The 18,562-nt window shown below is 66.5% G+C and carries 25 protein-coding genes and 1 tRNA gene; 18 read left to right on the forward strand and 8 right to left on the reverse strand.

All coding sequences use genetic code 11. The features are described 5' to 3' along the window. Positions 1-11: 11 nt before the first annotated feature. Positions 12-638, reverse strand: coding sequence for a TetR/AcrR family transcriptional regulator (locus B2585_RS02875; RefSeq protein ID WP_292019778.1), 627 nt, complete (start codon positions 636-638; stop codon positions 12-14). 163 nt (positions 639-801) lie between these two features. Here B2585_RS02875 and B2585_RS02880 point away from each other — a divergent pair, with 163 nt between their 5' ends. From B2585_RS02880 to queG, 6 genes are all read left to right on the forward strand, one after another. Next, on the forward strand, positions 802-1,530 hold the full coding sequence (locus B2585_RS02880; RefSeq protein ID WP_292019780.1) for a response regulator transcription factor: 729 nt from the start codon (positions 802-804) through the stop codon (positions 1,528-1,530). 160 nt (positions 1,531-1,690) lie between these two features. Next, positions 1,691-2,038 carry a DUF4189 domain-containing protein gene (locus B2585_RS02885; protein ID WP_292019782.1) on the forward strand — a complete coding sequence of 116 codons (348 nt, stop codon included), beginning with the start codon at positions 1,691-1,693 and terminating at the stop codon, positions 2,036-2,038. A 237-nt stretch (positions 2,039-2,275) separates the two neighbouring features. After that, a complete protein-coding gene (locus B2585_RS02890; protein ID WP_292019784.1) occupies positions 2,276-2,827 on the forward strand; it encodes a DUF1269 domain-containing protein in 552 nt (183 codons plus the stop codon). A 32-nt stretch (positions 2,828-2,859) separates the two neighbouring features. Next, complete coding sequence (gene mtgA, locus B2585_RS02895; RefSeq protein ID WP_292019785.1) at positions 2,860-3,588, forward strand: monofunctional biosynthetic peptidoglycan transglycosylase; 729 nt, start codon at positions 2,860-2,862, stop codon at positions 3,586-3,588. A 52-nt stretch (positions 3,589-3,640) separates the two neighbouring features. Next, positions 3,641-4,306, forward strand: a complete 666-nt coding sequence (locus tag B2585_RS02900) for a glutathione S-transferase family protein (RefSeq protein ID WP_292019787.1) — start codon at positions 3,641-3,643, stop codon at positions 4,304-4,306. A 25-nt stretch (positions 4,307-4,331) separates the two neighbouring features. Further along, the gene (gene queG / locus B2585_RS02905) at positions 4,332-5,363 is read left to right on the forward strand and encodes a tRNA epoxyqueuosine(34) reductase QueG (RefSeq protein WP_292019788.1); all 1,032 of its coding nucleotides are present in this window, start codon (positions 4,332-4,334) and stop codon (positions 5,361-5,363) included. On the opposite strand, the gene B2585_RS02910 is transcribed toward queG, so the two are convergent. Beyond that, positions 5,356-5,784 (reverse strand): hypothetical protein, encoded by a 429-nt coding sequence (locus B2585_RS02910; protein ID WP_292019790.1) that lies wholly within the window; start codon positions 5,782-5,784, stop codon positions 5,356-5,358. The genes queG and B2585_RS02910 overlap by 8 nt on opposite strands. 54 nt (positions 5,785-5,838) lie before the next feature. Further along, the gene (locus B2585_RS02915) at positions 5,839-6,705 is read right to left on the reverse strand and encodes a branched-chain amino acid aminotransferase (RefSeq protein ID WP_292019792.1); all 867 of its coding nucleotides are present in this window, start codon (positions 6,703-6,705) and stop codon (positions 5,839-5,841) included. A 168-nt stretch (positions 6,706-6,873) separates the two neighbouring features. Between B2585_RS02915 and B2585_RS02920 the strand changes: the two genes are divergently transcribed. The 3 genes from B2585_RS02920 (at position 6,874) to B2585_RS02930 (ending at position 8,663) form a co-directional block, all read left to right on the forward strand. Continuing rightward, positions 6,874-7,365: a MarR family winged helix-turn-helix transcriptional regulator gene (locus B2585_RS02920; RefSeq protein WP_292019794.1), complete on the forward strand. Its 492-nt coding sequence runs from the start codon at positions 6,874-6,876 to the stop codon at positions 7,363-7,365. After that, positions 7,362-8,000, forward strand: a complete 639-nt coding sequence (locus B2585_RS02925) for a winged helix-turn-helix domain-containing protein (RefSeq protein ID WP_292019796.1) — start codon at positions 7,362-7,364, stop codon at positions 7,998-8,000. The genes B2585_RS02920 and B2585_RS02925 overlap by 4 nt, the downstream gene beginning before the upstream one ends. Positions 8,001-8,066: 66 nt before the next feature. Continuing rightward, the gene (locus tag B2585_RS02930; RefSeq protein ID WP_292019797.1) at positions 8,067-8,663 is read left to right on the forward strand and encodes a glutathione S-transferase family protein; all 597 of its coding nucleotides are present in this window, start codon (positions 8,067-8,069) and stop codon (positions 8,661-8,663) included. Here B2585_RS02930 and B2585_RS02935 read toward each other — a convergent pair. After that, positions 8,654-9,823, reverse strand: coding sequence for a TIGR03862 family flavoprotein (locus B2585_RS02935; protein WP_292019799.1), 1,170 nt, complete (start codon positions 9,821-9,823; stop codon positions 8,654-8,656). The genes B2585_RS02930 and B2585_RS02935 overlap by 10 nt on opposite strands. A gap of 14 nt (positions 9,824-9,837) precedes the next feature. On the opposite strand from B2585_RS02935, the gene B2585_RS02940 reads away from it, so the two are divergent. Further along, positions 9,838-10,152 (forward strand): HNH endonuclease, encoded by a 315-nt coding sequence (locus tag B2585_RS02940; RefSeq protein WP_292019801.1) that lies wholly within the window; start codon positions 9,838-9,840, stop codon positions 10,150-10,152. Positions 10,153-10,240: 88 nt separating this feature from the next. Here B2585_RS02940 and B2585_RS02945 read toward each other — a convergent pair whose 3' ends face one another. Beyond that, positions 10,241-10,846 (reverse strand): enoyl-CoA hydratase/isomerase family protein, encoded by a 606-nt coding sequence (locus B2585_RS02945; RefSeq protein ID WP_292019803.1) that lies wholly within the window; start codon positions 10,844-10,846, stop codon positions 10,241-10,243. Further along, a complete protein-coding gene (locus B2585_RS02950; RefSeq protein WP_292019806.1) occupies positions 10,843-11,595 on the reverse strand; it encodes an SDR family oxidoreductase in 753 nt (250 codons plus the stop codon). Before B2585_RS02950 ends, B2585_RS02945 begins: the two co-directional genes overlap by 4 nt. Positions 11,596-11,712: 117 nt before the next feature. Here B2585_RS02950 and B2585_RS02955 point away from each other — a divergent pair, with 117 nt between their 5' ends. The 7 genes from B2585_RS02955 to B2585_RS02985 all read left to right on the forward strand — a co-directional run bounded on the left by B2585_RS02955 (position 11,713) and on the right by B2585_RS02985 (position 16,761). Further along, positions 11,713-13,059 carry a TldD/PmbA family protein gene (locus tag B2585_RS02955; protein ID WP_292019808.1) on the forward strand — a complete coding sequence of 449 codons (1,347 nt, stop codon included), beginning with the start codon at positions 11,713-11,715 and terminating at the stop codon, positions 13,057-13,059. Further along, positions 13,046-13,822 (forward strand): inositol monophosphatase family protein, encoded by a 777-nt coding sequence (locus B2585_RS02960; RefSeq protein ID WP_292019810.1) that lies wholly within the window; start codon positions 13,046-13,048, stop codon positions 13,820-13,822. The genes B2585_RS02955 and B2585_RS02960 overlap by 14 nt, the downstream gene beginning before the upstream one ends. A 46-nt stretch (positions 13,823-13,868) precedes the next feature. Beyond that, positions 13,869-14,477 (forward strand): MliC family protein, encoded by a 609-nt coding sequence (locus B2585_RS02965; protein WP_292019812.1) that lies wholly within the window; start codon positions 13,869-13,871, stop codon positions 14,475-14,477. A gap of 117 nt (positions 14,478-14,594) precedes the next feature. Next, on the forward strand, positions 14,595-15,647 hold the full coding sequence (locus tag B2585_RS02970) for a LacI family DNA-binding transcriptional regulator (RefSeq protein WP_292019814.1): 1,053 nt from the start codon (positions 14,595-14,597) through the stop codon (positions 15,645-15,647). Between the two features lie 40 nt (positions 15,648-15,687). Further along, positions 15,688-15,764 (forward strand) — tRNA-Arg (locus tag B2585_RS02975). A gap of 100 nt (positions 15,765-15,864) precedes the next feature. After that, positions 15,865-16,491: a lysoplasmalogenase gene (locus tag B2585_RS02980; protein WP_292019816.1), complete on the forward strand. Its 627-nt coding sequence runs from the start codon at positions 15,865-15,867 to the stop codon at positions 16,489-16,491. An 84-nt stretch (positions 16,492-16,575) separates the two neighbouring features. Continuing rightward, on the forward strand, positions 16,576-16,761 hold the full coding sequence (locus tag B2585_RS02985; protein ID WP_292019817.1) for a hypothetical protein: 186 nt from the start codon (positions 16,576-16,578) through the stop codon (positions 16,759-16,761). A 9-nt stretch (positions 16,762-16,770) separates the two neighbouring features. On the opposite strand, the gene B2585_RS02990 is transcribed toward B2585_RS02985, so the two are convergent. Together B2585_RS02990 and B2585_RS02995 are read right to left on the reverse strand one after the other, a co-directional pair. Next, the gene (locus tag B2585_RS02990; protein WP_292019818.1) at positions 16,771-17,475 is read right to left on the reverse strand and encodes a winged helix-turn-helix domain-containing protein; all 705 of its coding nucleotides are present in this window, start codon (positions 17,473-17,475) and stop codon (positions 16,771-16,773) included. Next, on the reverse strand, positions 17,447-17,740 hold the full coding sequence (locus tag B2585_RS02995) for a hypothetical protein (RefSeq protein ID WP_292019821.1): 294 nt from the start codon (positions 17,738-17,740) through the stop codon (positions 17,447-17,449). Before B2585_RS02995 ends, B2585_RS02990 begins: the two co-directional genes overlap by 29 nt. Positions 17,741-17,916: 176 nt before the next feature. Between B2585_RS02995 and B2585_RS03000 the strand changes: the two genes are divergently transcribed. Next, complete coding sequence (locus tag B2585_RS03000) at positions 17,917-18,447, forward strand: hypothetical protein (protein ID WP_292019823.1); 531 nt, start codon at positions 17,917-17,919, stop codon at positions 18,445-18,447. Positions 18,448-18,562: the final 115 nt, after the last annotated feature.

An 18,562-nucleotide genomic window follows, 5' to 3' on the forward strand; every position in this document is an offset into this window, starting at 1 on the left:
CGTGGGCCGGTTCAGTGATCGACCAGGATCAGGTTGCCTATGTAGGCGCGCATGTTCGCGAGCGCGCTTTCGAGCGACGTATCCTTGAACACGGTGGAGCGTAGTTCCCAGGTGTAGACGGCGAAGATAACCCGTGCGGTCTGAAGCGGGTCGATGTCAGTCCGGAAAGCACCTGAGGCCTGTCCAGCCTCGATGACCTTGGCGATCAGTTCTTTGAACAAGAGCCGGTCCGCGCGGTTCGCGACTTCGATCTCCTCAGGCCAGAGCCAGGCATAGGATTGCATGACGGCCAGCAGGCGAGGGTCTTCGCCATCCTTTCGTCCGGCGATGTCGAGCATGTTCCACAGGCGGTCTTTCGGGTCGTCATCGTTGCCTGCGGCCTCGATCAGAATCGGCCATTGCGGCGCATTGTTTTCGCGGACGATTTCGTACAGCAGCCCGGCCTTGCCGTGGAAATACGCGTTGATGAGCGTATGGGAAACGCCGGCCTCCTTGCCGATTTCGGTGACCGAAACATCTTCATATCCGTAGTCGCGAAAGAGCTTTCGCGCGGCTTCAAGGAGCTTGCCGCGCGTGAGTTCGCGTTGCTCGTCGCGGCGGGTTCGGCGCTTGGGTGCTCTGGATGGCGTTCTGTTCATGACGAATGACTTTCATCGTTCAATGAAATTGTCAAATCTAGTTTCATTGACATCGTTCAATGAAGTTCTTATTTAATATGTCGTTGAACGTTTTGATTCGAGTTTGGCGGGCCTTTTGCCTGTGCACTTTCAGATAGGCCCGTGGGGGCCGGGAGTTGGAATGATGAGAAGGATAGCAATCGTGGCGCATGATAATTCGGTCCTGACCGGGTTGAGGCGCTTGTTTGAAGATAGGGGCTACCGGGTCGACGCCTACCGGGAGTCGGAACTGGCCCTTCAGGGCATCGTGCGGCGCAAGCCGGAACTCGCCATAGTCGATATCGAGCTTCCGAAGATAGACGGGTTTGAGCTCATGGAACGGCTCCGGCAGCGCAGCAGCGTTCCGGTCATGCTCCTGAATCCGGGCGGCGAGGAGGCTTCGGAGGTGATTGGCCTGCGGATGGGTGCGCAGGATGTCGTCGCCAAGCCGGTGTCGCTCATGTCGTTGCTCGAGCGCGTTCGGCTGGCGTTTCAGCGCATTTCGCAGGCGGAATTCGTCGCCGAGCATGGGGCACATTCGGAGACGAGACTCGAACGCGCTCCGCTGGTCATGGACAGCAGCCAGCACCGCGTAACGTGGCGCGGCGAGGAGGTTGTGCTGACGCGCAGCGAGTTCCTGATCCTGAGGCTGCTGGCCGAGCATCCCGGCCATCTCAAATCGCGCGACGTGATCCAGGACCGCGTCTACGGCGACGATGTCTATGTCGCTGACAGGAATATCGATAGCTACATCAAACGGATTCGACAAAAGCTCAAGGCGGTCGATCCGGCCTTTGGCGCGATCGAGACCGTTTATGGATTGGGGTATCGCTTCGAGGTGCCAAAGAACACCTCGCTCAGGAAAGCGTCTTGATCGATCTGCCCACCTGATACCCCGATTGCTCGGACATAACGCACTCCCGTCCGAGTATTCGCGATCCCTCGCGAACACTGGCAGGCGCTTCGGCGTCTGCCCTTTTTCGTGCGCGGGTGGAAAATCTGGTTATGCTACGATCAAACGAAGGGGGCGATTCATGAGAACATTTCTGAAAATTGCAGCATTTCTGACCGTCATGCTTCCGGGGGCCGCTATGGCGCAGCTTTGGGGTGGTGTCGGGATCGGGCCGGGCGGCGCGCACGGCTGGTCCTATGAATGGGCAACGCAGCAGCAGGCGTATGACGCCGTTGCGCAGGGCTGCGAATACGACTGCACCGAAATCCGGACGTTCCGGGGCACCTGTGGGGCGATGGCGCAGGCAACCAACGGCGGCTGGGGCTGGGCCACGGGCAGCTCGCGCGGGGCGGCCGAGGCTGCGGCGTTGAGTTACTGCCGCCAATACGGGTCCGGCTGCCGCGTGGCTGTCTGGGCCTGTTCGGGCTGATACCGGGGGCTCTGCCCCGCTGAAATGTAACCGGTTACTGCGATGGGGGTCGCATGCTGCGTTCGATCGCTGCCACGGTGCAGTTCTTTCTGAGGGTCGTGGTCGGCCTGTGCCTCGGCCTCGTGCTGGGCGCGGTCGTGGCGACGGCGCTGCCGATCTACATCTGAGGCGCGGGCACCGGGAACCGAATGCCCGGGCGGGGCGTTTTTGCGGCAACAGGTATTGCCGGAGAGCATCATGTCCGAGATCGTCGTCGCCACCTTTCCCGACAAGCAAAAGGCCCTTGCCGCGCGCAATGCGATGGCTGCAATGGGCCGCAACTACCAGATCGAGCCATCCGATATCGAGGTCGTCAGCCGCGCGCCGGACCGGGCCATCGACATCGAGCGCGAGGTTCAGACCGCCTGGACCCATGTGATCGGCGGGGCCGTCTGGGGCGCCGTGCTGGGGGCAGTGTTCCTGATGCCGGTCATCGGGGCGGCCGTGGGCGCAGGAGCCGGGTTCATCACCGGGCGCATGACCGACATCGGGATTCGCGATGCCTATCTGCGCGACGTCGGGCGGCGGATCGAGCCGGGGCAGGCGGCGGTTGCGCTGCTGGCGCGGCGGGTCGACCCCGGTGCGCTTGCCGCGACGATCAGCCGGTTTGGCGGCAAGGTCACCCGCTCCTCCCTGTCGGGGCGCCATGCCGACCAGATCCGCACCGCGACCGTGCGCGAGGAGGACGGGGCGCGCACCACACGCGGCGCCGAGAAGGCAGAAATGCGCGACCAGCCCGACCTCGCTTGACCAGATGACGCGCCGCGTGGTCATAAGTGGCCATGGCGCGCACACCGGCGAAATCGAAAAAGACACCGCGCCGCGTGGCTCCGAAACGGGGCGCGCGGCGCTTTGTTTGGCGTTGGGCGCGTCGCGGCGTGCTGGGCGCGGTGGCTTTCGTGTGTCTGGGCGTGTCGCTCTATGCGTTCGTGAACCCGCCCACCACGCTTTACATGGCGAGCGAGTCGCGCAGGCTTGGCGGCCTGTCCCATGACTGGGCGCAGATGGAAGATATCGCGCCCGTGATGGCCCGGTCAGTGGTGGCGGCGGAGGATGCCAATTTCTGCCTGCACTGGGGGTTCGACATGGCCGCGATCCGGCAGGTGATCGAGGCGGGTGAAACGCGGGGAGCGTCGACGCTGAGCCAGCAGGTTGTGAAGAACGTCTATCTCTGGCCCGCCCGCAGTTATGTGCGCAAGGCGCTGGAGGCCGTCATCACGCCGGCGATGGAGCTGGTCTGGACCAAGCGCCGGATCGTCGAGGTCTATCTCAACGTGGCTGAGTTCGACGAGGGCGTCTTCGGGGTCCACGCGGCGGCGGCGCATTACTATGGCGTGACGCCCGATGCCCTTACCGCCATGCAGGCGGCCCGGCTTGCCGCGATCCTGCCCGACCCAAAGGGGCGCTCGGCGTCGCGCCCCGGCCAGTTCGTGCAGCGCCGCGCGGCGTCGATCGCGGACGGGGCGGCGACGATCCTCCGAGACGGGCGCGCGGATTGTCTCGAGGATTGAACCGGCCGGGTTTTCACGGCATGAGAGGCTGAGAGCCAACAATAACACAACGATGATCCGACTTTATCACTCACCCCTGTCCCCGTTCTGCCGCAAGGTGCGGCTGATCCTGGCCGAGAAGCGGCTGGAGGTGGAGCTTATCGAAGAGCGCTACTGGGAAAAGAGCGTCGAGTTCCTGCGCCGCAATCCGGCGGGCAAGGTGCCGGTGCTACGCATGGACGGCAAGACGCTGACCGAGAGCACGGCGATCTGTGAGTATGTCGAGGAGAAGGTGCCGGACCCGCCGCTGATGCCCGGCTCGATCGACGGGCGCTACGAGGTGCGGCGGATCGTGGCGTGGTTCGACGACAAGTTTCATCACGAGGTGACGGCGAACCTGCTGTATGAGCGGGTTCACAAGAAGCTGACCGGTGCCGGGTATCCGGATTCCACGCGGATCAAGGCCGGGGCCAAGGCGATCAAGTATCACCTCGACTACATGGGCTGGCTTCTGGATCAGCGCCGGTGGCTTGCCGGGGATAGTATGACACTGGCGGATTTCGCGGCGGCGGCGCACCTGTCGGCGCTGGATTACATCTCGGACGTCGACTGGAACCGGAACGAGAACGTGCGCGAGTGGTATGCCAAGATCAAATCGCGGCCCGCCTTCCGCTCGCTTCTGGCCGATCAGGTGCCGAGCTTCCCGCCGCCGGCGCATTACGCGGACCTCGATTTCTGAGGCGCCGCCGGGACGGAGACGCCCCATGAGCATTGACGAGAAATTGAGAGAGCGGGCCCTGGCCGAAGGGTTCTCGGCCGTGGGGATCACGCGGCCCGACGCCGTGCCGGAGCTGGCCGGGCGGCTGGCGGCCTTTGTCGCGGACGGGCGGCATGGCGACATGGGCTGGATGGAAGAGCGCATGGGGTGGCGCGGCGACCCGGCGGCGCTGTGGCCCGAGGCGCGGTCTGTCATCATGCTGGCGGAGCTTTACACGCCCGAACATGACCCGATGGCGGTCGTGGGGCAGGCGGAGCGCGGGGCGATCAGTGTCTATGCCCAGAACCGCGATTACCATGACATCGTGAAGAAGCGGCTCAAGCGCGTGGGGCGCTGGCTGATCGAAGAGGCCGGGGCGGAGACTGAAATCAAGGTGTTCGTGGATACCGCGCCGGTCATGGAAAAGCCGCTGGCGCAGGCGGCGGGGCTTGGCTGGCAGGGCAAGCATACGAACCTGTTGTCGCGGGAGCTGGGCAACTGGTTCTTCCTCGGCGCGATCTTTACCACGTTAGAGTTGCCGGTGGACGCGCCGGGGCGGGAGAACTGCGGGAGCTGCACCGCCTGTCTGGACGTCTGTCCGACGGACGCCTTTCCGGCGCCCTTCCAACTGGATGCGCGGCGGTGCATTTCCTACCTCACCATCGAGCACAAGGGGCCGGTGGACGAGGATTTGCGCCCGGCGCTGGGCAACCGGATCTATGGCTGCGACGACTGCCTTGCGGTCTGTCCGTGGAACAAGTTTGCCGCCGAGGCGCGGGAGGTGCGGTATCTGGCGCGTGACGATTTCGCCGCGCCGATGCTCGCCGATCTCGCCACCCTGGACGATGCGGCGTTTCGTGAGAAATTCTCGGGCAGTCCGATCAAGCGGATCGGGCGAAACCGGTTCCTGCGCAACGTGTCCTACGCGATGGGCAACTCGGGCGATGCGCGCCATGTGCCGCGCTTGCAGGAGCTGGCGCGGGAGGATGACCCGGTTCTGGCGGAGGCCGCGCAATGGGCCATCGGCCGACTCACTTGAAAGGGACGTGCATGCGATAGGCGTCGACCGCTGCCGAGATGCCCTCGGCCGCGCGGGCGGTGGAGAAAGGGCCGATCGTGCTGTTGCCCACGAGGTAGCTGACGCGCGTCACCTCCTCCCCCGGTTTGAACCGCACGACGACTTCGACCCCCTTGGCGTTGAAGGCCCGCGTGATCGCGCGGTCGAGCCGGTTGCGGGAGTATCCGCCGGTGCGCGGCGGCACCCAGTCGACCAGCGCCACGATCCGCACGCCTTCGGCCCCCCCGGCCTCGTAGGCGCGCATGCTGTCGGACGTCACCCCGAGGGGGCGCAGGTTCGGGTTGCCGGTGATCGCGTGGTAGGACAGCGAGAAGGCGGTCGGCAGGACGAGCAGACCGATGATCGCGAAGATGTATGACAGGTTGCGGCGCGTGGCGGCCATGTGCACCCCCGGGATTGGCTGTCGCCAGTCTAGGGGGTGCAGGTTCTCAAATGGTTACGAACGCACCAGTTTCTCGTAGGCGTCCGAGATGTCGCGGGTAAGCTGGCCGACCTCGAAAGTATAGTCGCCGATCTGGCCGACCGGCGTGACCTCGGCGGCGGAGCCGGTGAGCCAGCACTGTTCGAACCCCTCCATTTCCTCGGGCATGATGTGACGCTCATGCACGGTGATCCCACGGTCCTTGAGCATCCCGATCACGGTCTGGCGGGTGAGGCCGTTGAGGATCGCGTCGGGGATCGGGGTGTGAACCTCGCCATCCTTCACGAAGAACACGTTGGCCCCGGTCGCCTCGGCCACATAGCCGCGATAGTCGTAAAACAGCGCGTCGGAGCAGCCTTTGGCCTCGGCCGCGTGCTTGGACATGGTGCAGATCATGTAAAGACCGGCGGCCTTGGCGGCGGTCGGGATCGTTTCCGGCGAGGGGCGCTTCCACTTGGAGATGTCGAGCTTCGCGCCCTTCATCTTGGCGTCGCCATAGTAGCTGCCCCATTCCCAAGCGGCGATGAACAGGCGGACGGGGTTCTTGGAGGAGCTGACCCCCATATCCTCGCCCGCGCCCCGGAAAGCGACGGCGCGGACATAGGCATTGGTGAGCCCGTTGGCCGCAAGCACTTCGTCCTTGGCGGCGGTGATCTGATCGGCGGTCCACGGGATCGGCATGTCGATCATCTCGCCCGATTTCAGCAGCCGCTCGGAGTGCTTCTGGGTGAGGAAGATCTTGCCGTCATACGCGCGCTCACCCTCGAACACCGAGGAGGCGTAGTGCATCGCGTGGGTCAGGATGTGTACGTTGGCATCGCGCCAATCGACGAGTGTGCCGTCGACCCAGATCTTGCCGTCGCGGTCATCATATCCAGCCATCACATCCTCCTCGCGCATCGCGCGCTTTTCCAAAAGTTGCGCAATTTTGGTCCGGTTCGGACGTAAAGTTGCGCCAAAGACGCGATTCGCTACCATTCCACTCTGGTAAAGTCAACAAGACTGACGTAAATTGCCCAAAGACGCATCGCTTTGTGAACGGGAGGCCGCATGGACGACCGGCGAGGACCACACCTGCTCTTTCTCACCGACGAGCAGCTCAAGAAGGGCATCGAGGCGATGTTCTTCGCCTACAAGGGGTTCACGGCGGACCCCGACCGCATCCTCGAACAATACGGATACGGACGGGCGCATCACCGGGCCATCCACTTCATTCATCGCAGTCCGGGCACGACCGTCAACAACCTTCTGGGCATTCTCGGTGTCACCAAGCAATCGCTCAACCGGGTGCTGCGCACGCTGGTCGAGGACGGGCTGGTGGAAAGCCGGGTCGGCACCCGCGACAAGCGCGAGCGCAACCTGACGCTGACCGAGCGCGGTCAGGCGCTGGAGGCCGATCTCTCGGATGCGCAACGCACCCGGATGCGCGCGGCCTACCGCGAGGTGGGGCCGGACGCCGTGGACGGGTTCCGAAAGGTGCTCGAGGCGATGATGGACCCGGACATGCGCCGCCACTTCAACGCGCTGAAAGACCCGGAATGACGGGGGGCGACGCGCATATCCTGCTCGTCGATCCGCAGGAGGAAAAGCGGGCGCTGTTGCGGACCTACCTCGGGCGGCACGGCTTCCTCGTGTCCGCTGCGCGGGACGTGGACCACGCCGCGCGGCTCCTGGCCGGGCTGGATTTCGACCTGATCCTGATGGAAGACGTGGCCGAAGCGCAGGCGCTGTGCGAGCTGACCCGCGCGCCGGTGCTCTGGCTTGTCGCCGCCGGGGAAACCCGGTCGGGCGAGGTGCTGTCCAAACCGTTCGAGCCGCAGGCGCTTGTCGACCGGGTGAACCAGATGCTCGACCGCCGCCCGCCGCCCGCCGAGACCGCGCCAAAGGTACTGCGCTTCGGCCCGTTCACCTATGACATCGCAAGCGGTGATCTGTGCGAGGGGGAGGTGCGCGTGCGCCTGACCGGGACCGAGGTGAAGCTGATGCGCGCGCTCACCGACCGCCCCGGCGCGCCGGTCACGCGCGCGGAACTGGCTGACGCCGTCGAGGCCGATCCGGCCAGCCGCGCGGTGGACGTGCAGGTCACGCGGCTCAGGCGCAAGCTGGAGCCCAACCCCCGGATGCCCAAGGTGCTTCAGACCGTGCGTGGCACTGGATACATGCTCGTCACCGACTGACGCCGCCACGTCATGCTTGCCCCGGTGGGGTCTGCCATGCGCAGGTCGGGGCAGGGAGGATCAGCCATGTACACCTTGATCGGCAAGATCGACACGCGCGCGTTCCGGGCGCTCTGGATGCTCGAAGAACTGGGCGAACCGTATGACTGGGTCAAGGCGGGTCCGGGTAGCGAGGAAGTCATGGCGCATAACCCCTCGGGCAAGGTGCCGGTCCTGCTGGTGGATGGTGAGCCGGTGGCCGACTCGGTCGCGATCATGCAGTTCCTCGCGGATCGTCACGGACGCTTCACCCACCCCGCCGGCACGCTCGAACGCGCGCGGCAGGACGCGGTGACGAATTTCCTGATCGACGACATGGACGCGCTTTTGTGGATGGGCGCGCGGCACGTCTTCGTCCTGCCCGAAGAGCACCGGATGCCGGAAATCCGAAGCTCGCTCAAATGGGAGTTTGCCCGGGCGGTGGAGCGGTGTGCCGAGATCCTCGGGGACAAGCCGTTCCTGACTGGGGACGAGATGACGGTGCCCGATATCCTCGCCACCCATTGTGCGACCTGGGCGCGCAGCGCGAAATTCCCGCTGGAGAACGAGGTGTTCAACGCCTTCACCAAGCGGATGCGCGGGCGCGAGGCGTTCGGGCGCACCGCGGCGCTCGCTCAGGGCTGAGTGAGGGCCTGCTGCGCCGCCGCGCGCGCCGTGGCGAAGCAGGCGGTGAGAAGGTAGCCGCCCGTCGGTGCCTCCCAGTCCAGCATCTCTCCGCAGGCATAGACGCCGGGAATGGCCCGGAGGCGGTAGCCGTCGAGCGCGGGTGCCGCGACGCCGCCCGCCGAGGATATCGCCTCCGCAATCGGGCGCAGGCCCGCGTGGGCGATGGGGAGTGCCTTGAGCACGGGGGCGAGGTCGGCGGGGAGCGGGCGGGCGAATTCCATCAGGAGCGCGATGCGGGCGGGGTCGAGGTTCAGGGTCTTGCGCAGGTGCGCGGTGACAGTGTTCTTGCCCCGATGGCGCGACAGGCGCGCGCGCACCTCGTCCTCGCTCCAGTCCGGGCAGAGGTCGAGGGTGAGCGGCGCGCCTTCGCGCACGGCGCGCGACACGGCATAGATCGCGGAGCCTTCGAGGCCGCGAGCGGAGATCACGAACTCGCCGCGCAGGGTGGTGTCGCCCGCGGTGAGCCGCGCGACTTTCACCGGCGCGCCGAAATGTTTGGCCATGTGGGTGGACCAGTCGACGGCGAGACCGGCGTTCGCGGGGGCGAATGGCGTGATCTCTACACCCCGCTCTGCCAGCCAGGGCACCCATGTCGCGTCCGAGCCAAGTCGCGGCCAGCTCGCCCCGCCGAGGGCGAGGATGGTGAGGTCAGGCCTGCGCGCCTCGCGCCCGTCCGGCGTGTCGAAGGCGAAAGCGTCGCCCTCGAACCCGATCCAGCGCCAGCGCGTGCGGATGTCCACGTCGCCAAGGCCGCCGAGCCACGCCCGCAGGAGCGGCGAGGCCTTCATCGCTTCGGGAAACACCCGCCCTGAAGAGCCGGTGAAGACGGGCTGGCCCAGCCCGCGCGCCCAGTCGGCGACCTCATTCGGGCCGAACCCGGCCACGGCGTCGCGCACCAACCCGGCACAGCTTCCGTGAAACGCGGCCGCAAAGGCCGCGTCCGGCTCGTCCTTGGTCAGGTTCAGCCCGCTCTTGCCTGCCATCAGGAACTTGCGGGCGACGGTGGGCTTGGCTTCCGCCACCGTCACGGCGCAACCCGCGTGCGCAAGCGCCCATGCGGCCATCAGCCCCGCAGGCCCCGCGCCGATCACCAGTGCTTGCCGTCTCTGCCCGTTCATCCCACCTTCTGTGCATGGAAGCGCCCGTTGACACAAGCGACCCGATCTGCCCGCTCTGCGGTCGCCCGATCCCGCCGGAGGTGCCGCAGTCGCGCCATCACCTGATCCCGCGGCTGAAGGGCGGCAAGGGCGGCAAGACGGTGCTCCTCCACCACATCTGCCACAAGGAAATCCACGCGACCCTGTCGGAGGCCGCGCTCGCCCGCGTCTACAACACGCCCGAAGCACTCCTCACCCACCCCCGCATCGCCAGATTCGCCCACTGGATCGCCAAGCGCTCGCCCGACTTCCTGTCCCGGAGCGAGGGCAAACGGCGCCCGCGCCGCTGATCTTCTCTGGTCCGGAAATACCTCGGGGGAGCGCGAGGGGGCAGCGCCCCCTCGCCCGGGTCGGACGGCGCGCTAGCGGCGTCCGACGTCAGATCAGCGCCTTGATCCCGGCCACATGCTCCGGCGTCGCGCTCAGCGCATCGCCCGCCAGGTCGTGGGCCATGGCCGCGACATCGCCGTCGACGATCCGGTCGATGAGCCCCCAGTTCAGCGCCTCCGCCGCTTCGATCTTCTGCCCGGCCATCAGGATCATCTTGGCGCGCGCGGGACCGACGAGGGCGGCGAGCCGTTTCGGGTCCGAGGGCTGGGGCAGGAAGCCCAGCTTCATCACCGGGTAGAAAAACTTCGCCCCCGGCACCGCGATTCGCAGGTCGCAGGCGAGCGCCATGCCCATCGCGCCGCCCGCGAGCGTGCCGTTCAGGGCCGCGATGGTCAGGATCGGCGCCCCGGCAATGGCGCCCGACAGCCGCTCCCACACCGGGTCGGTGGCGAGGCCCGCACGCGCTTCGTCGAGGTCGGCCCCGGCGGAGAACACGCGGCCCGCGCCGGTCAGGATCAGCGCCCGGGCCTCGCCGGCTGCGGCCTGTGCAAAATCCGCAAGCTCCGTCAGCATGTCGCGGGTGAGGGAGTTGGCCTTGTCCGGCCGGTCGATGGTGGCGGTCCACAGCCCGCCGTCCCGGTCGAGCCGGATCATGCGATCAGCCCCACGGCGCGGCGCACGTCCTCGTCACGCAACGAGACCTCCTGACCGAGCCATGCGTCGCCGTCCGGGCCGCAAAGCCACAGAAGGCACTTGGCGGGCCAGTCGGCGGGGATGTGGTCGGACCAGTCGAGCTGGCTCACCGGGTTCACGCCCGAGGCCTTGATCTCGCGCTGCATTTCGGTGGCGACGGTGCCGGGCGACAGGCCGATGGCGCGGACGCCGTGCCCCGCCTCTTCCTTGTGCAGGCACTTGGTGAGCATGTGGACGGCGGCCTTGGAGGTGCAGTAGTGGCTCCACCCCTCCAGCGCGCCGTGGGCCGCGCCGGAGGAAATGGTGAGGATCGTGCCACGCCCGGCCTTCTGCATCGTGGGCAGCACCGCGCGGACGCCGTGGTAGACGCCCTTTACGTTGATGTCGATCACGCGGCCCCAGTCGTCGGGGTCGCTGTCGGCCATGCTGGAAATCGGCTCGATCACGCCCGCGTTGTTGATGAGCACATCGACCGATCCGAACCGTCCGATGGTTTCGTCCACGGCAGTCTGGACGGACTCGAACGAGGCCACGTCGCATTCGAGCGCGAGGGCGCGGTCGCCCATTTCTTCGGCCAGTTCCGAGAGGGCGTCGCCCGAGCGGGCGAGCAGGGTCACGTTTGCCCCGGCCTCGGCGAAAACGCGTGCCGAGGCGGCGCCGATGCCGCGTGACGCGCCGGTGATGACCACCGTTTTGCCTGTCATATCCATGAAAGAACTCCCTGTTTCGGCGGGACCTTAACGGCTCGTCCCACGCGCCGCCAGAGGCCCGCCCTTGCGGGTGGCCCGTCCGGCGTTTACTTGGATGGAACGATTGAAAGGTTTCCCATGACGGCTTCGCTCGACACCCTCGCCCAACAGCTTCTCGACGCCGCCAAGGCGGCCGGTGCGGACGCGGCAGACGCGCTCGCCCTGTCGGGAACATCGCTTTCCATCGACGTGCTCAAGGGGCGGCTGGAACATGCCGAACGCTCCGAGGGGGTCGATATCGGCCTGCGGGTGATGGTGGGGCAGCGGCAGGCGAACGTGTCCGCCTCCGACACCGCGCCCGAGACCATCGCCGAGATGGCCCGACGCGCGGTCGCGATGGCACGGGAAGCGCCAGAAGACCCGACCATCGGGCTGGCCGACCCCGCGCAATACGCGCGCGACTGGGATCTTGCGGCGCTTGAGCTGGCCGATCCGACAGGAGAGCCCGCGCCGGAAATGCTTGAGGACGATGCCCGCACCGCCGAAGAGGCCGCACTCGCGGTCGAGGGCGTGAGCCAGGTGCAGGCGACATCGGCGGGCTACGGGCGCACCGATATCTTCCTCGCCACCTCCAACGGATTCTCGGGTGGCTACGGGCGCACCACGCGGGCCGTGTCGCTGGCCGCGATATCCGGCACCGGGGCCGAGATGGAGCGGGAGTTCAACGGCGAGTCGCGCATCTTCCAGTCGGATCTGCCCCCGGCGGACGAGATCGGGCGCATCGCGGGCGAACGCGCGGCGGAGCGTCGGGGATCGCGCCAGCCGCATACCGGGCGTTACCCGGTCATCTTCGATGAGCGGGTGTCGGCCTCGATCATCGGGCACCTGCTGTCCGCCATCAACGGCTCGTCCATCGTGCGCGGGTCGTCCTTCCTGCGCGACCGGATGGGCGAGGTGGTTCTGCCCGAACATCTGTCGCTTATCGAAGACCCCAAGCGGGTGCGCGCCACCGGGTCGCGGCCCTTCGACGGTGAGGGGCTTCCGACCGAGCGCCGGGCGCTGGTCGAGAACGGCGTGCTGAACGGCTGGGTTCTGGACCTCGCGACCGGGCGCAAGCTGGGACTGGAGTCCACCGGCAACGCGGGGCGGGGCACCGGCGGGCCGCCGTCGCCGGGCGTGTCGAACGTGGCGCTCACCCAAGGGGACAAGAGCCGGGACGACCTGATGGCCGAGATCGGGACCGGGCTGCTCGTCACCGGGCTGATCGGCGCGACGGTGAACCCGAACACGGGCGACTATTCGCGCGGCGCCTCGGGGTTCTGGATCGAGAACGGCGAGATCGCCTTTCCGGTCAACGAATGCACCATCGCGGGCAACCTGATCGACATGCTGAAGCGGATCGTGCCGGCCAACGATGCCGAGCCGCACAAGTCGCGGCAGGTCCCCTCGCTCCTGATCGAGGGCATGACCCTTGCCGGGAGCTGACACCGACCTTCTGGCTGATGCGGCGCGGGAGGCGGGAGAGATCGCGAGAGGGTTCTTCAAGCAGGACCCGAAAACATGGGACAAGTCCGGCGATCAGGGGCCGGTGACCGAGGCCGACCTTGCCGTCGACGAGATGCTCAAGGACCGGCTGCGGACCGCGCGCCCGGACTACGGGTGGCTGTCCGAGGAAACGCCGGACGCGACCGACCGGCTGGACACGGACCGTGTGTTCATCATCGACCCGATCGACGGCACCCGCGCTTTCATCGAGGGCAATCCGACGTGGTCCCATTCGCTCGCCGTTGTCGAGCGCGGGGTGGCGGTGGCCGCTGTCGTCTATCTCCCCATGCATGACCTGCTTTACGCGGCCGTGGCCGGTGGCGGCGCGACGGTGAACGGTGTGCCAATGGCGGCTTCGTCCCGCGAAGGATTGACGGAGGCCGAGGTGCTGGCCGCCCGGCCCGCGATGGAGCCGCACAACTGGATCAATGCCGAGGTGCCCGACGTGAAGCGTCAGTTCCGCTCATCGCTCGCCTACCGGATGGCGATGGTGGCGGAGGGGCGCAAGGACGCGATGCTGACCCTGCGCGCGACATGGGAATGGGACGTGGCCGCCGGGGCGCTGCTCGTGGCTGAGGCGGGCGGGCGCGTGACCGACCGAAAGGGCGGGGCGCTGGCCTTCAACAACCGGCACCCACAGGTGAACGGCGTGGTCGCCGGGGGCGTTGCCGTGCAGGAAGGGCTGATCGCGCGGCTCCTTTGACGCGAAATCGGGTAGGCTCGGGGTGTCAGAGCCTAGAGGTCCCACCATGATTCGTATCCTGTCCCTCGTTGCCCTGTGTGTTCCCGTCGCCGCTCACGCGCAGGACGGCCCCACCTTCGATTGCGCCAAGGCTGAACACGACGCCGAGATCGCCATTTGCGAAAACGCCGACCTCGCCGCGCTCGACCGGCGGCTTGCGGATGTCTACGGCGCCGTGCTGGACGCCGCAGGCGGGATGGATGCGGGTGCGGAGGCGGCGGTCGCGGAGTTGAAAGCCTCCCAGCGCGGCTGGATCGGCGGGCGCGACGAATGCTGGAAATCCGACGACCTGACCGGCTGCATCCGCGACGCCTATCTCAGGCGCGAAGGCGAACTGGTCGCGACGTGGATGCTGGCCGAACCGACCGGAACGGATGTCTGGACCTGCGACGGCAACCCGGCGAACGAAGTGGTGACGACGTATTTCGACACCGAGCTGCCCTCGGTGCGGATCGAGCGGGGCGACACGGTGGATGCCGGGTCGCTCACGCCATCGGCGTCCGGGTCGCGCTACGAGGCCAGCTTCGGCCGCTCGATCTGGGTGAAGGGGGACGAGGCGCTCTATACCGAACCCTCGCCGAACGAGGCAGAGTTGAGCTGCGTGCGGTCCAACTAGGCAATTTCGCCCCTGAAATGTTAGCGGAATACAGCGCCGGTAACATGCATGAAAAAAGGGGCTTTTCATCGCCACGTCGGGGCCTAACATGGACCTGACCAAGATGAGGAGCCCGCAATGGCCGACGCCCCCAAACGCCCCCTGACCCTGCGCGACGTGTCCGAAGCCTCGGGCGTGTCCGAAATGACCGTGAGCCGCGTGTTACGCAATCGGGGTGACGTGTCGGACGCCACGCGGGAGAAGGTGCTGGAGGCGGCCAAGGCGCTGGGCTATGTGCCCAACAAGATCGCCGGGGCGCTGGCGAGCCAGCGGGTGAACCTTGTCGCCGTCATCATCCCGTCGCTGTCGAACATGGTGTTTCCCGAGGTGATGACCGCGATTTCCGACGTGCTGGACGACACGCCGTTGCAGCCCGTGGTCGGCGTCACGAACTACCGCAAGGAACGTGAGGAGAAGGTGCTTTACGAGATGCTCTCGTGGCGGCCCTCCGGCGTCATCATCGCGGGGCTAGAGCATTCGGATGCGTCCAAGGCGATGCTGCGCGGCGCGGGTATCCCGGTGGTGGAGATCATGGACACCGACGGCACGCCGATCGACGCGGCCGTGGGGATCAGCCACCGTCGCGCGGGCCGGATGATGGCCGAGGCGATCATTAAGGCGGGGTATCGCAAGATCGGGTTCCTGGGCACCAAGATGCCGCTCGACCACCGCGCCCGCAAACGGTTCGAAGGGTTCACCGAGGCCCTCGCCAAGGCGGGGCTGGAGATTTCGGATCAGGAATTCTACGAGGGCGGGTCGGCGCTGGGCAAGGGCCGCGAGATGACCGAGGCGATCCTGAAGCGCACCCCCGACCTCGATTTCCTTTATTATTCCAACGACATGATCGGGGCCGGCGGGCTGCTGTGGTGTCTGGAGAACGGGGTCGACGTGCCGAATGACGTGGGGCTCGCCGGGTTCAACGGGGTCGAACTGCTCAAGGGTCTGCCCCGGCAACTGGCCACGATGGACAGCTGCCGCGAAGAGATCGGGCGCAAGGCCGCCGAGATCATCGCGTCGCGGGTCGAGGCCGGGGTCGAGGGGCCGCAGGGCCAGAAGATCGAACTGACTCCGACCATCGAACGGGGCCACACCCTGCGCAAGAAGCCCAAGGACGCAGCCTACCCGGAATGAGTTGACGGACGGCGCCGCGCGGGGCATCAACCCTGCGCGCGGTCCCGTGGCTCAACTGGATAGAGCAGCCCCCTCCTAAGGGGCAGGTTGCAGGTTCGAATCCTGCCGGGATCGCCAGTCCTCTCCGCCAGATCCACCAAGGCTGACGCCACGGCGCATGCGAAATGCGTGGGCGTTCGCGATGTGGTGTTGCTAGGCTTGGGCGAGGGAGGACGGGATGATCTATCTTCGCATTGCATCGGCGCTCATCGCGCTGGTCTACTGGGTCGCGGCGCCGGTCGGGGGCGACGGGTCGCTGATCAATTCGCTGGTCAAGACCGCGGCAGTGGCGCTGCTCGCGCTGTCGGTGGTGCCAACGGGCCGCTGGCTCCTCGTCGGTGCGCTGGCGCTGGGGGCGGTGGGGGATTTCTGCCTGAGCCGCCCGAGCGAGCTTTGGTTCATGGGCGGCATGGGGGCCTTTGCGCTGGCCCATGTGCTCTACATCGTGCTGTTTCTGAAGCTGCCCACGCAGATCCGGGCGCTGCCGATGGGTCTTTTGGTGGTCTATGGCCTTGGCATGGCCTTTGTCCTTTGGGACGGCGCAGGGGATCTGCGCATCCCGGTCATGGCCTATATCCTCGTCATCATCGGGATGGGGCTGGCCGCGCTCAGCCGGGCGCGGGGGCCGCAGTTCGCGGTGCTGCTCGCCGGCGCCGCGTTGTTCATCGTGTCGGATTCGCTGCTCGCCACCAACCTGTTCCTGTATGACGGCGGCTTTGCCGGGGCGATCCTTGTCTGGCCGACCTACTGGCTCGCGCAATTCGCGCTGATGTGGGGGTTCGAGCGGGCCGGGCGCGCCGATTGATGCTAGGCTGCCGGTTCAACAGAATGGAGCAGTTCGATGCAGGTGGATTTCGCGAAACTACAGGAAGACCTCTCTGAAACCGAGATGGCGCTTCTCGTCGGCATTGATGCGGCGTTCAACGCTGCCATGCTCGCGGGGGCCGGGCAAGAGCACACGATTGCCCATCTCGAACAGCACATGGAAAATTTCGGCGCGCTCGGGCAATCGCGGGCGCAGCACATCATGGCGGCGTTCATCGCCTTGCGGAAGAATGCGGCCGGGGTCGACTGAGCGCCCCGTTCACACCATCCGGATCACGCCCTTGTCGATGGAGAGCATGTAGCCGCGCCGGGCGATGGTCTTGACCAACAGTTCCGACATGAGCTGATTGCCGAGCGCGTCGCGCAGGCGTTTGATCCGGGTCGCGCCCGCTGCCTCTTCGCAATCCGACGCGTGGCGGCCCGAGATCACCGCCTCGAGCTCGGCCCCGGTCAGCACGTCATCGTCCATCCGCGCCTCGGCCAGCACCGAGAGGGTTTCGATGGCGGCCTCGGTCAGCGAAAACTCCATGTTGTTGAGGTAGACCGTCCGCTCCTCCCGGCTGATGATGAGGGAGTTCACCTGAATGCCCGCCCGCTCGATCTCGCTCATCCGGCGGTTCATCGCGACGATCACCACGAGGAACACGAGCGCCGCGACGAGGAGCGCGGTGGCGAACAGCATCAGGACGAAGATCACCACCCGGTAACTCGTCAGCGTGTCGGAAAACGCGGTGCCGGATTGCGCGAGGATTTCCAGCAGCTTGATCTCGGCCTCGCCGGTGAGCGCGTCGTTCTCGACGAAAAGCTGCTCCACCCGCGCGTTGAAGGCGTTGGCGTCGGGCAGGTTGAGGAACAGGAACACGGCCGCGACGGCGAGGATCAGGACGATCGCCGCGATCCCCAGCGCCACCACGCGGGGCCCGGTGAATTTCGCCTCAGTAGCGAAGGAAGAAGTCTCCGGCACTATCTTTCCTTTGCTCAAGTTCCGACACGTCGAACAGCGACACCACGTTGAGAAGCGCCCAGCCATCGGTCGCGATTCGCCGGGCCACTTCGGGGGCGGCGGCGTCGCGCGACGCGCAGGCCACATCGGGCAGTTCGATGATACCGTAGTGCAGTTTCAGGGGGTTGTCCTGCTTGGCCTTGTAGTCGGCATAGCAGGCCGCGCCCGCCGTCTGGGCGAGCAGGGTGGCGGCCGCGAAGGCCGTGGAAAGAAATAGTGTTTTCATGCGCGTACAGATGCGCCCGGACCCGGTGTTATCCAATATCAAACCACCTTTTCCGGGCCGCTATCCGATGTCAACGCGCCGATATTCCTTATCCGCGCCGGGTGGGGCCAGGGTTGGTCATCGACATCGCAGACACCCTGCACAGACCTGACCCACAGACCCGAGAGGACCACGACATGACCTTTTTCAGCAAGATCACCCGCCCGGCCACCGCCATCGTCCTTGCCGCGTCCGTCGCGCTGTCGCCCGTCGCGGCGACCGAAGCGCAGGCCGGCAACGAGGAGGCGCTGATCGCCGGTGCCATCGGCACGATCATTCTTGGCGCCATCGCGACGCAGGCCCTGAACGGCAACGTGCGCATCCATTCCAACACCCAGTCGCATTACGTCCCGCGCCAGCAGCCGACCTATCGTCACGGGAGCCAGGCCGGGCGGTATGGCAATCAACACGGCGGCAATCGTGGCGGGAACCACGGGGGGAGCCGGGCCAAGCATTTCAAGCAACTGCCCGCCCGGTGCATCGTGAACGTCCCCGGTGAGCGCGGCGTGCTGTTCGGCAACCGCTGTCTCCAGCGCAACTTCCGTGGTGCGGCTTACCTGCCGGGCTATTGCAAGGATCACGTCTACAACTCGCGCAACGGGAACGTGCGCAACGTCTATCGCGGTCGCTGCCTGAAGCAGGCCGGATACTCGGTCGCCGGTCGGTAACCGACCATCGAGCAGGGAGCGGCACGTCTGTCCCCGATCTTCCAAATGCCGCTCCTGATTGGCGGCGGGTCCGAAGAAGGCCCGCCGCCTTTTGCCGTTCGCGGCGCGCGCGGGG

Source organism: Maritimibacter sp. UBA3975 (assembly GCF_002384975.1).
In the GTDB taxonomy this organism is placed as follows: Bacteria; Pseudomonadota; Alphaproteobacteria; order Rhodobacterales; family Rhodobacteraceae; genus Maritimibacter.

What these genes read in the sequence shown, in the direction of transcription:
- mtgA (WP_292019785.1), top strand. Translation starts at nt 2,860, where the DNA reads ATGGCGCGCACACCGGCGAAATCGAAAAAGACACCGCGCCGCGTGGCT.
- B2585_RS02950 (WP_292019806.1), bottom strand. Translation starts at nt 11,595, where the DNA reads ATGGATATGACAGGCAAAACGGTGGTCATCACCGGCGCGTCACGCGGC.
- B2585_RS02900 (WP_292019787.1), top strand. Translation starts at nt 3,641, where the DNA reads ATGATCCGACTTTATCACTCACCCCTGTCCCCGTTCTGCCGCAAGGTG.
- B2585_RS02915 (WP_292019792.1), bottom strand. Translation starts at nt 6,705, where the DNA reads ATGGCTGGATATGATGACCGCGACGGCAAGATCTGGGTCGACGGCACA.
- B2585_RS02935 (WP_292019799.1), bottom strand. Translation starts at nt 9,823, where the DNA reads ATGAACGGGCAGAGACGGCAAGCACTGGTGATCGGCGCGGGGCCTGCG.
- B2585_RS02995 (WP_292019821.1), bottom strand. Translation starts at nt 17,740, where the DNA reads ATGAAAACACTATTTCTTTCCACGGCCTTCGCGGCCGCCACCCTGCTC.
- B2585_RS02885 (WP_292019782.1), top strand. Translation starts at nt 1,691, where the DNA reads ATGAGAACATTTCTGAAAATTGCAGCATTTCTGACCGTCATGCTTCCG.
- B2585_RS02910 (WP_292019790.1), bottom strand. Translation starts at nt 5,784, where the DNA reads ATGGCCGCCACGCGCCGCAACCTGTCATACATCTTCGCGATCATCGGT.
- B2585_RS02925 (WP_292019796.1), top strand. Translation starts at nt 7,362, where the DNA reads ATGACGGGGGGCGACGCGCATATCCTGCTCGTCGATCCGCAGGAGGAA.
- B2585_RS02880 (WP_292019780.1), top strand. Translation starts at nt 802, where the DNA reads ATGAGAAGGATAGCAATCGTGGCGCATGATAATTCGGTCCTGACCGGG.
- B2585_RS02890 (WP_292019784.1), top strand. Translation starts at nt 2,276, where the DNA reads ATGTCCGAGATCGTCGTCGCCACCTTTCCCGACAAGCAAAAGGCCCTT.
- B2585_RS02945 (WP_292019803.1), bottom strand. Translation starts at nt 10,846, where the DNA reads ATGATCCGGCTCGACCGGGACGGCGGGCTGTGGACCGCCACCATCGAC.
- B2585_RS02970 (WP_292019814.1), top strand. Translation starts at nt 14,595, where the DNA reads ATGGCCGACGCCCCCAAACGCCCCCTGACCCTGCGCGACGTGTCCGAA.
- B2585_RS02930 (WP_292019797.1), top strand. Translation starts at nt 8,067, where the DNA reads ATGTACACCTTGATCGGCAAGATCGACACGCGCGCGTTCCGGGCGCTC.
- B2585_RS02985 (WP_292019817.1), top strand. Translation starts at nt 16,576, where the DNA reads ATGGCGCTTCTCGTCGGCATTGATGCGGCGTTCAACGCTGCCATGCTC.
- B2585_RS02980 (WP_292019816.1), top strand. Translation starts at nt 15,865, where the DNA reads ATGATCTATCTTCGCATTGCATCGGCGCTCATCGCGCTGGTCTACTGG.
- B2585_RS02920 (WP_292019794.1), top strand. Translation starts at nt 6,874, where the DNA reads ATGGACGACCGGCGAGGACCACACCTGCTCTTTCTCACCGACGAGCAG.
- queG (WP_292019788.1), top strand. Translation starts at nt 4,332, where the DNA reads ATGAGCATTGACGAGAAATTGAGAGAGCGGGCCCTGGCCGAAGGGTTC.
- B2585_RS03000 (WP_292019823.1), top strand. Translation starts at nt 17,917, where the DNA reads ATGACCTTTTTCAGCAAGATCACCCGCCCGGCCACCGCCATCGTCCTT.
- B2585_RS02965 (WP_292019812.1), top strand. Translation starts at nt 13,869, where the DNA reads ATGATTCGTATCCTGTCCCTCGTTGCCCTGTGTGTTCCCGTCGCCGCT.
- B2585_RS02875 (WP_292019778.1), bottom strand. Translation starts at nt 638, where the DNA reads ATGAACAGAACGCCATCCAGAGCACCCAAGCGCCGAACCCGCCGCGAC.
- B2585_RS02955 (WP_292019808.1), top strand. Translation starts at nt 11,713, where the DNA reads ATGACGGCTTCGCTCGACACCCTCGCCCAACAGCTTCTCGACGCCGCC.
- B2585_RS02940 (WP_292019801.1), top strand. Translation starts at nt 9,838, where the DNA reads ATGGAAGCGCCCGTTGACACAAGCGACCCGATCTGCCCGCTCTGCGGT.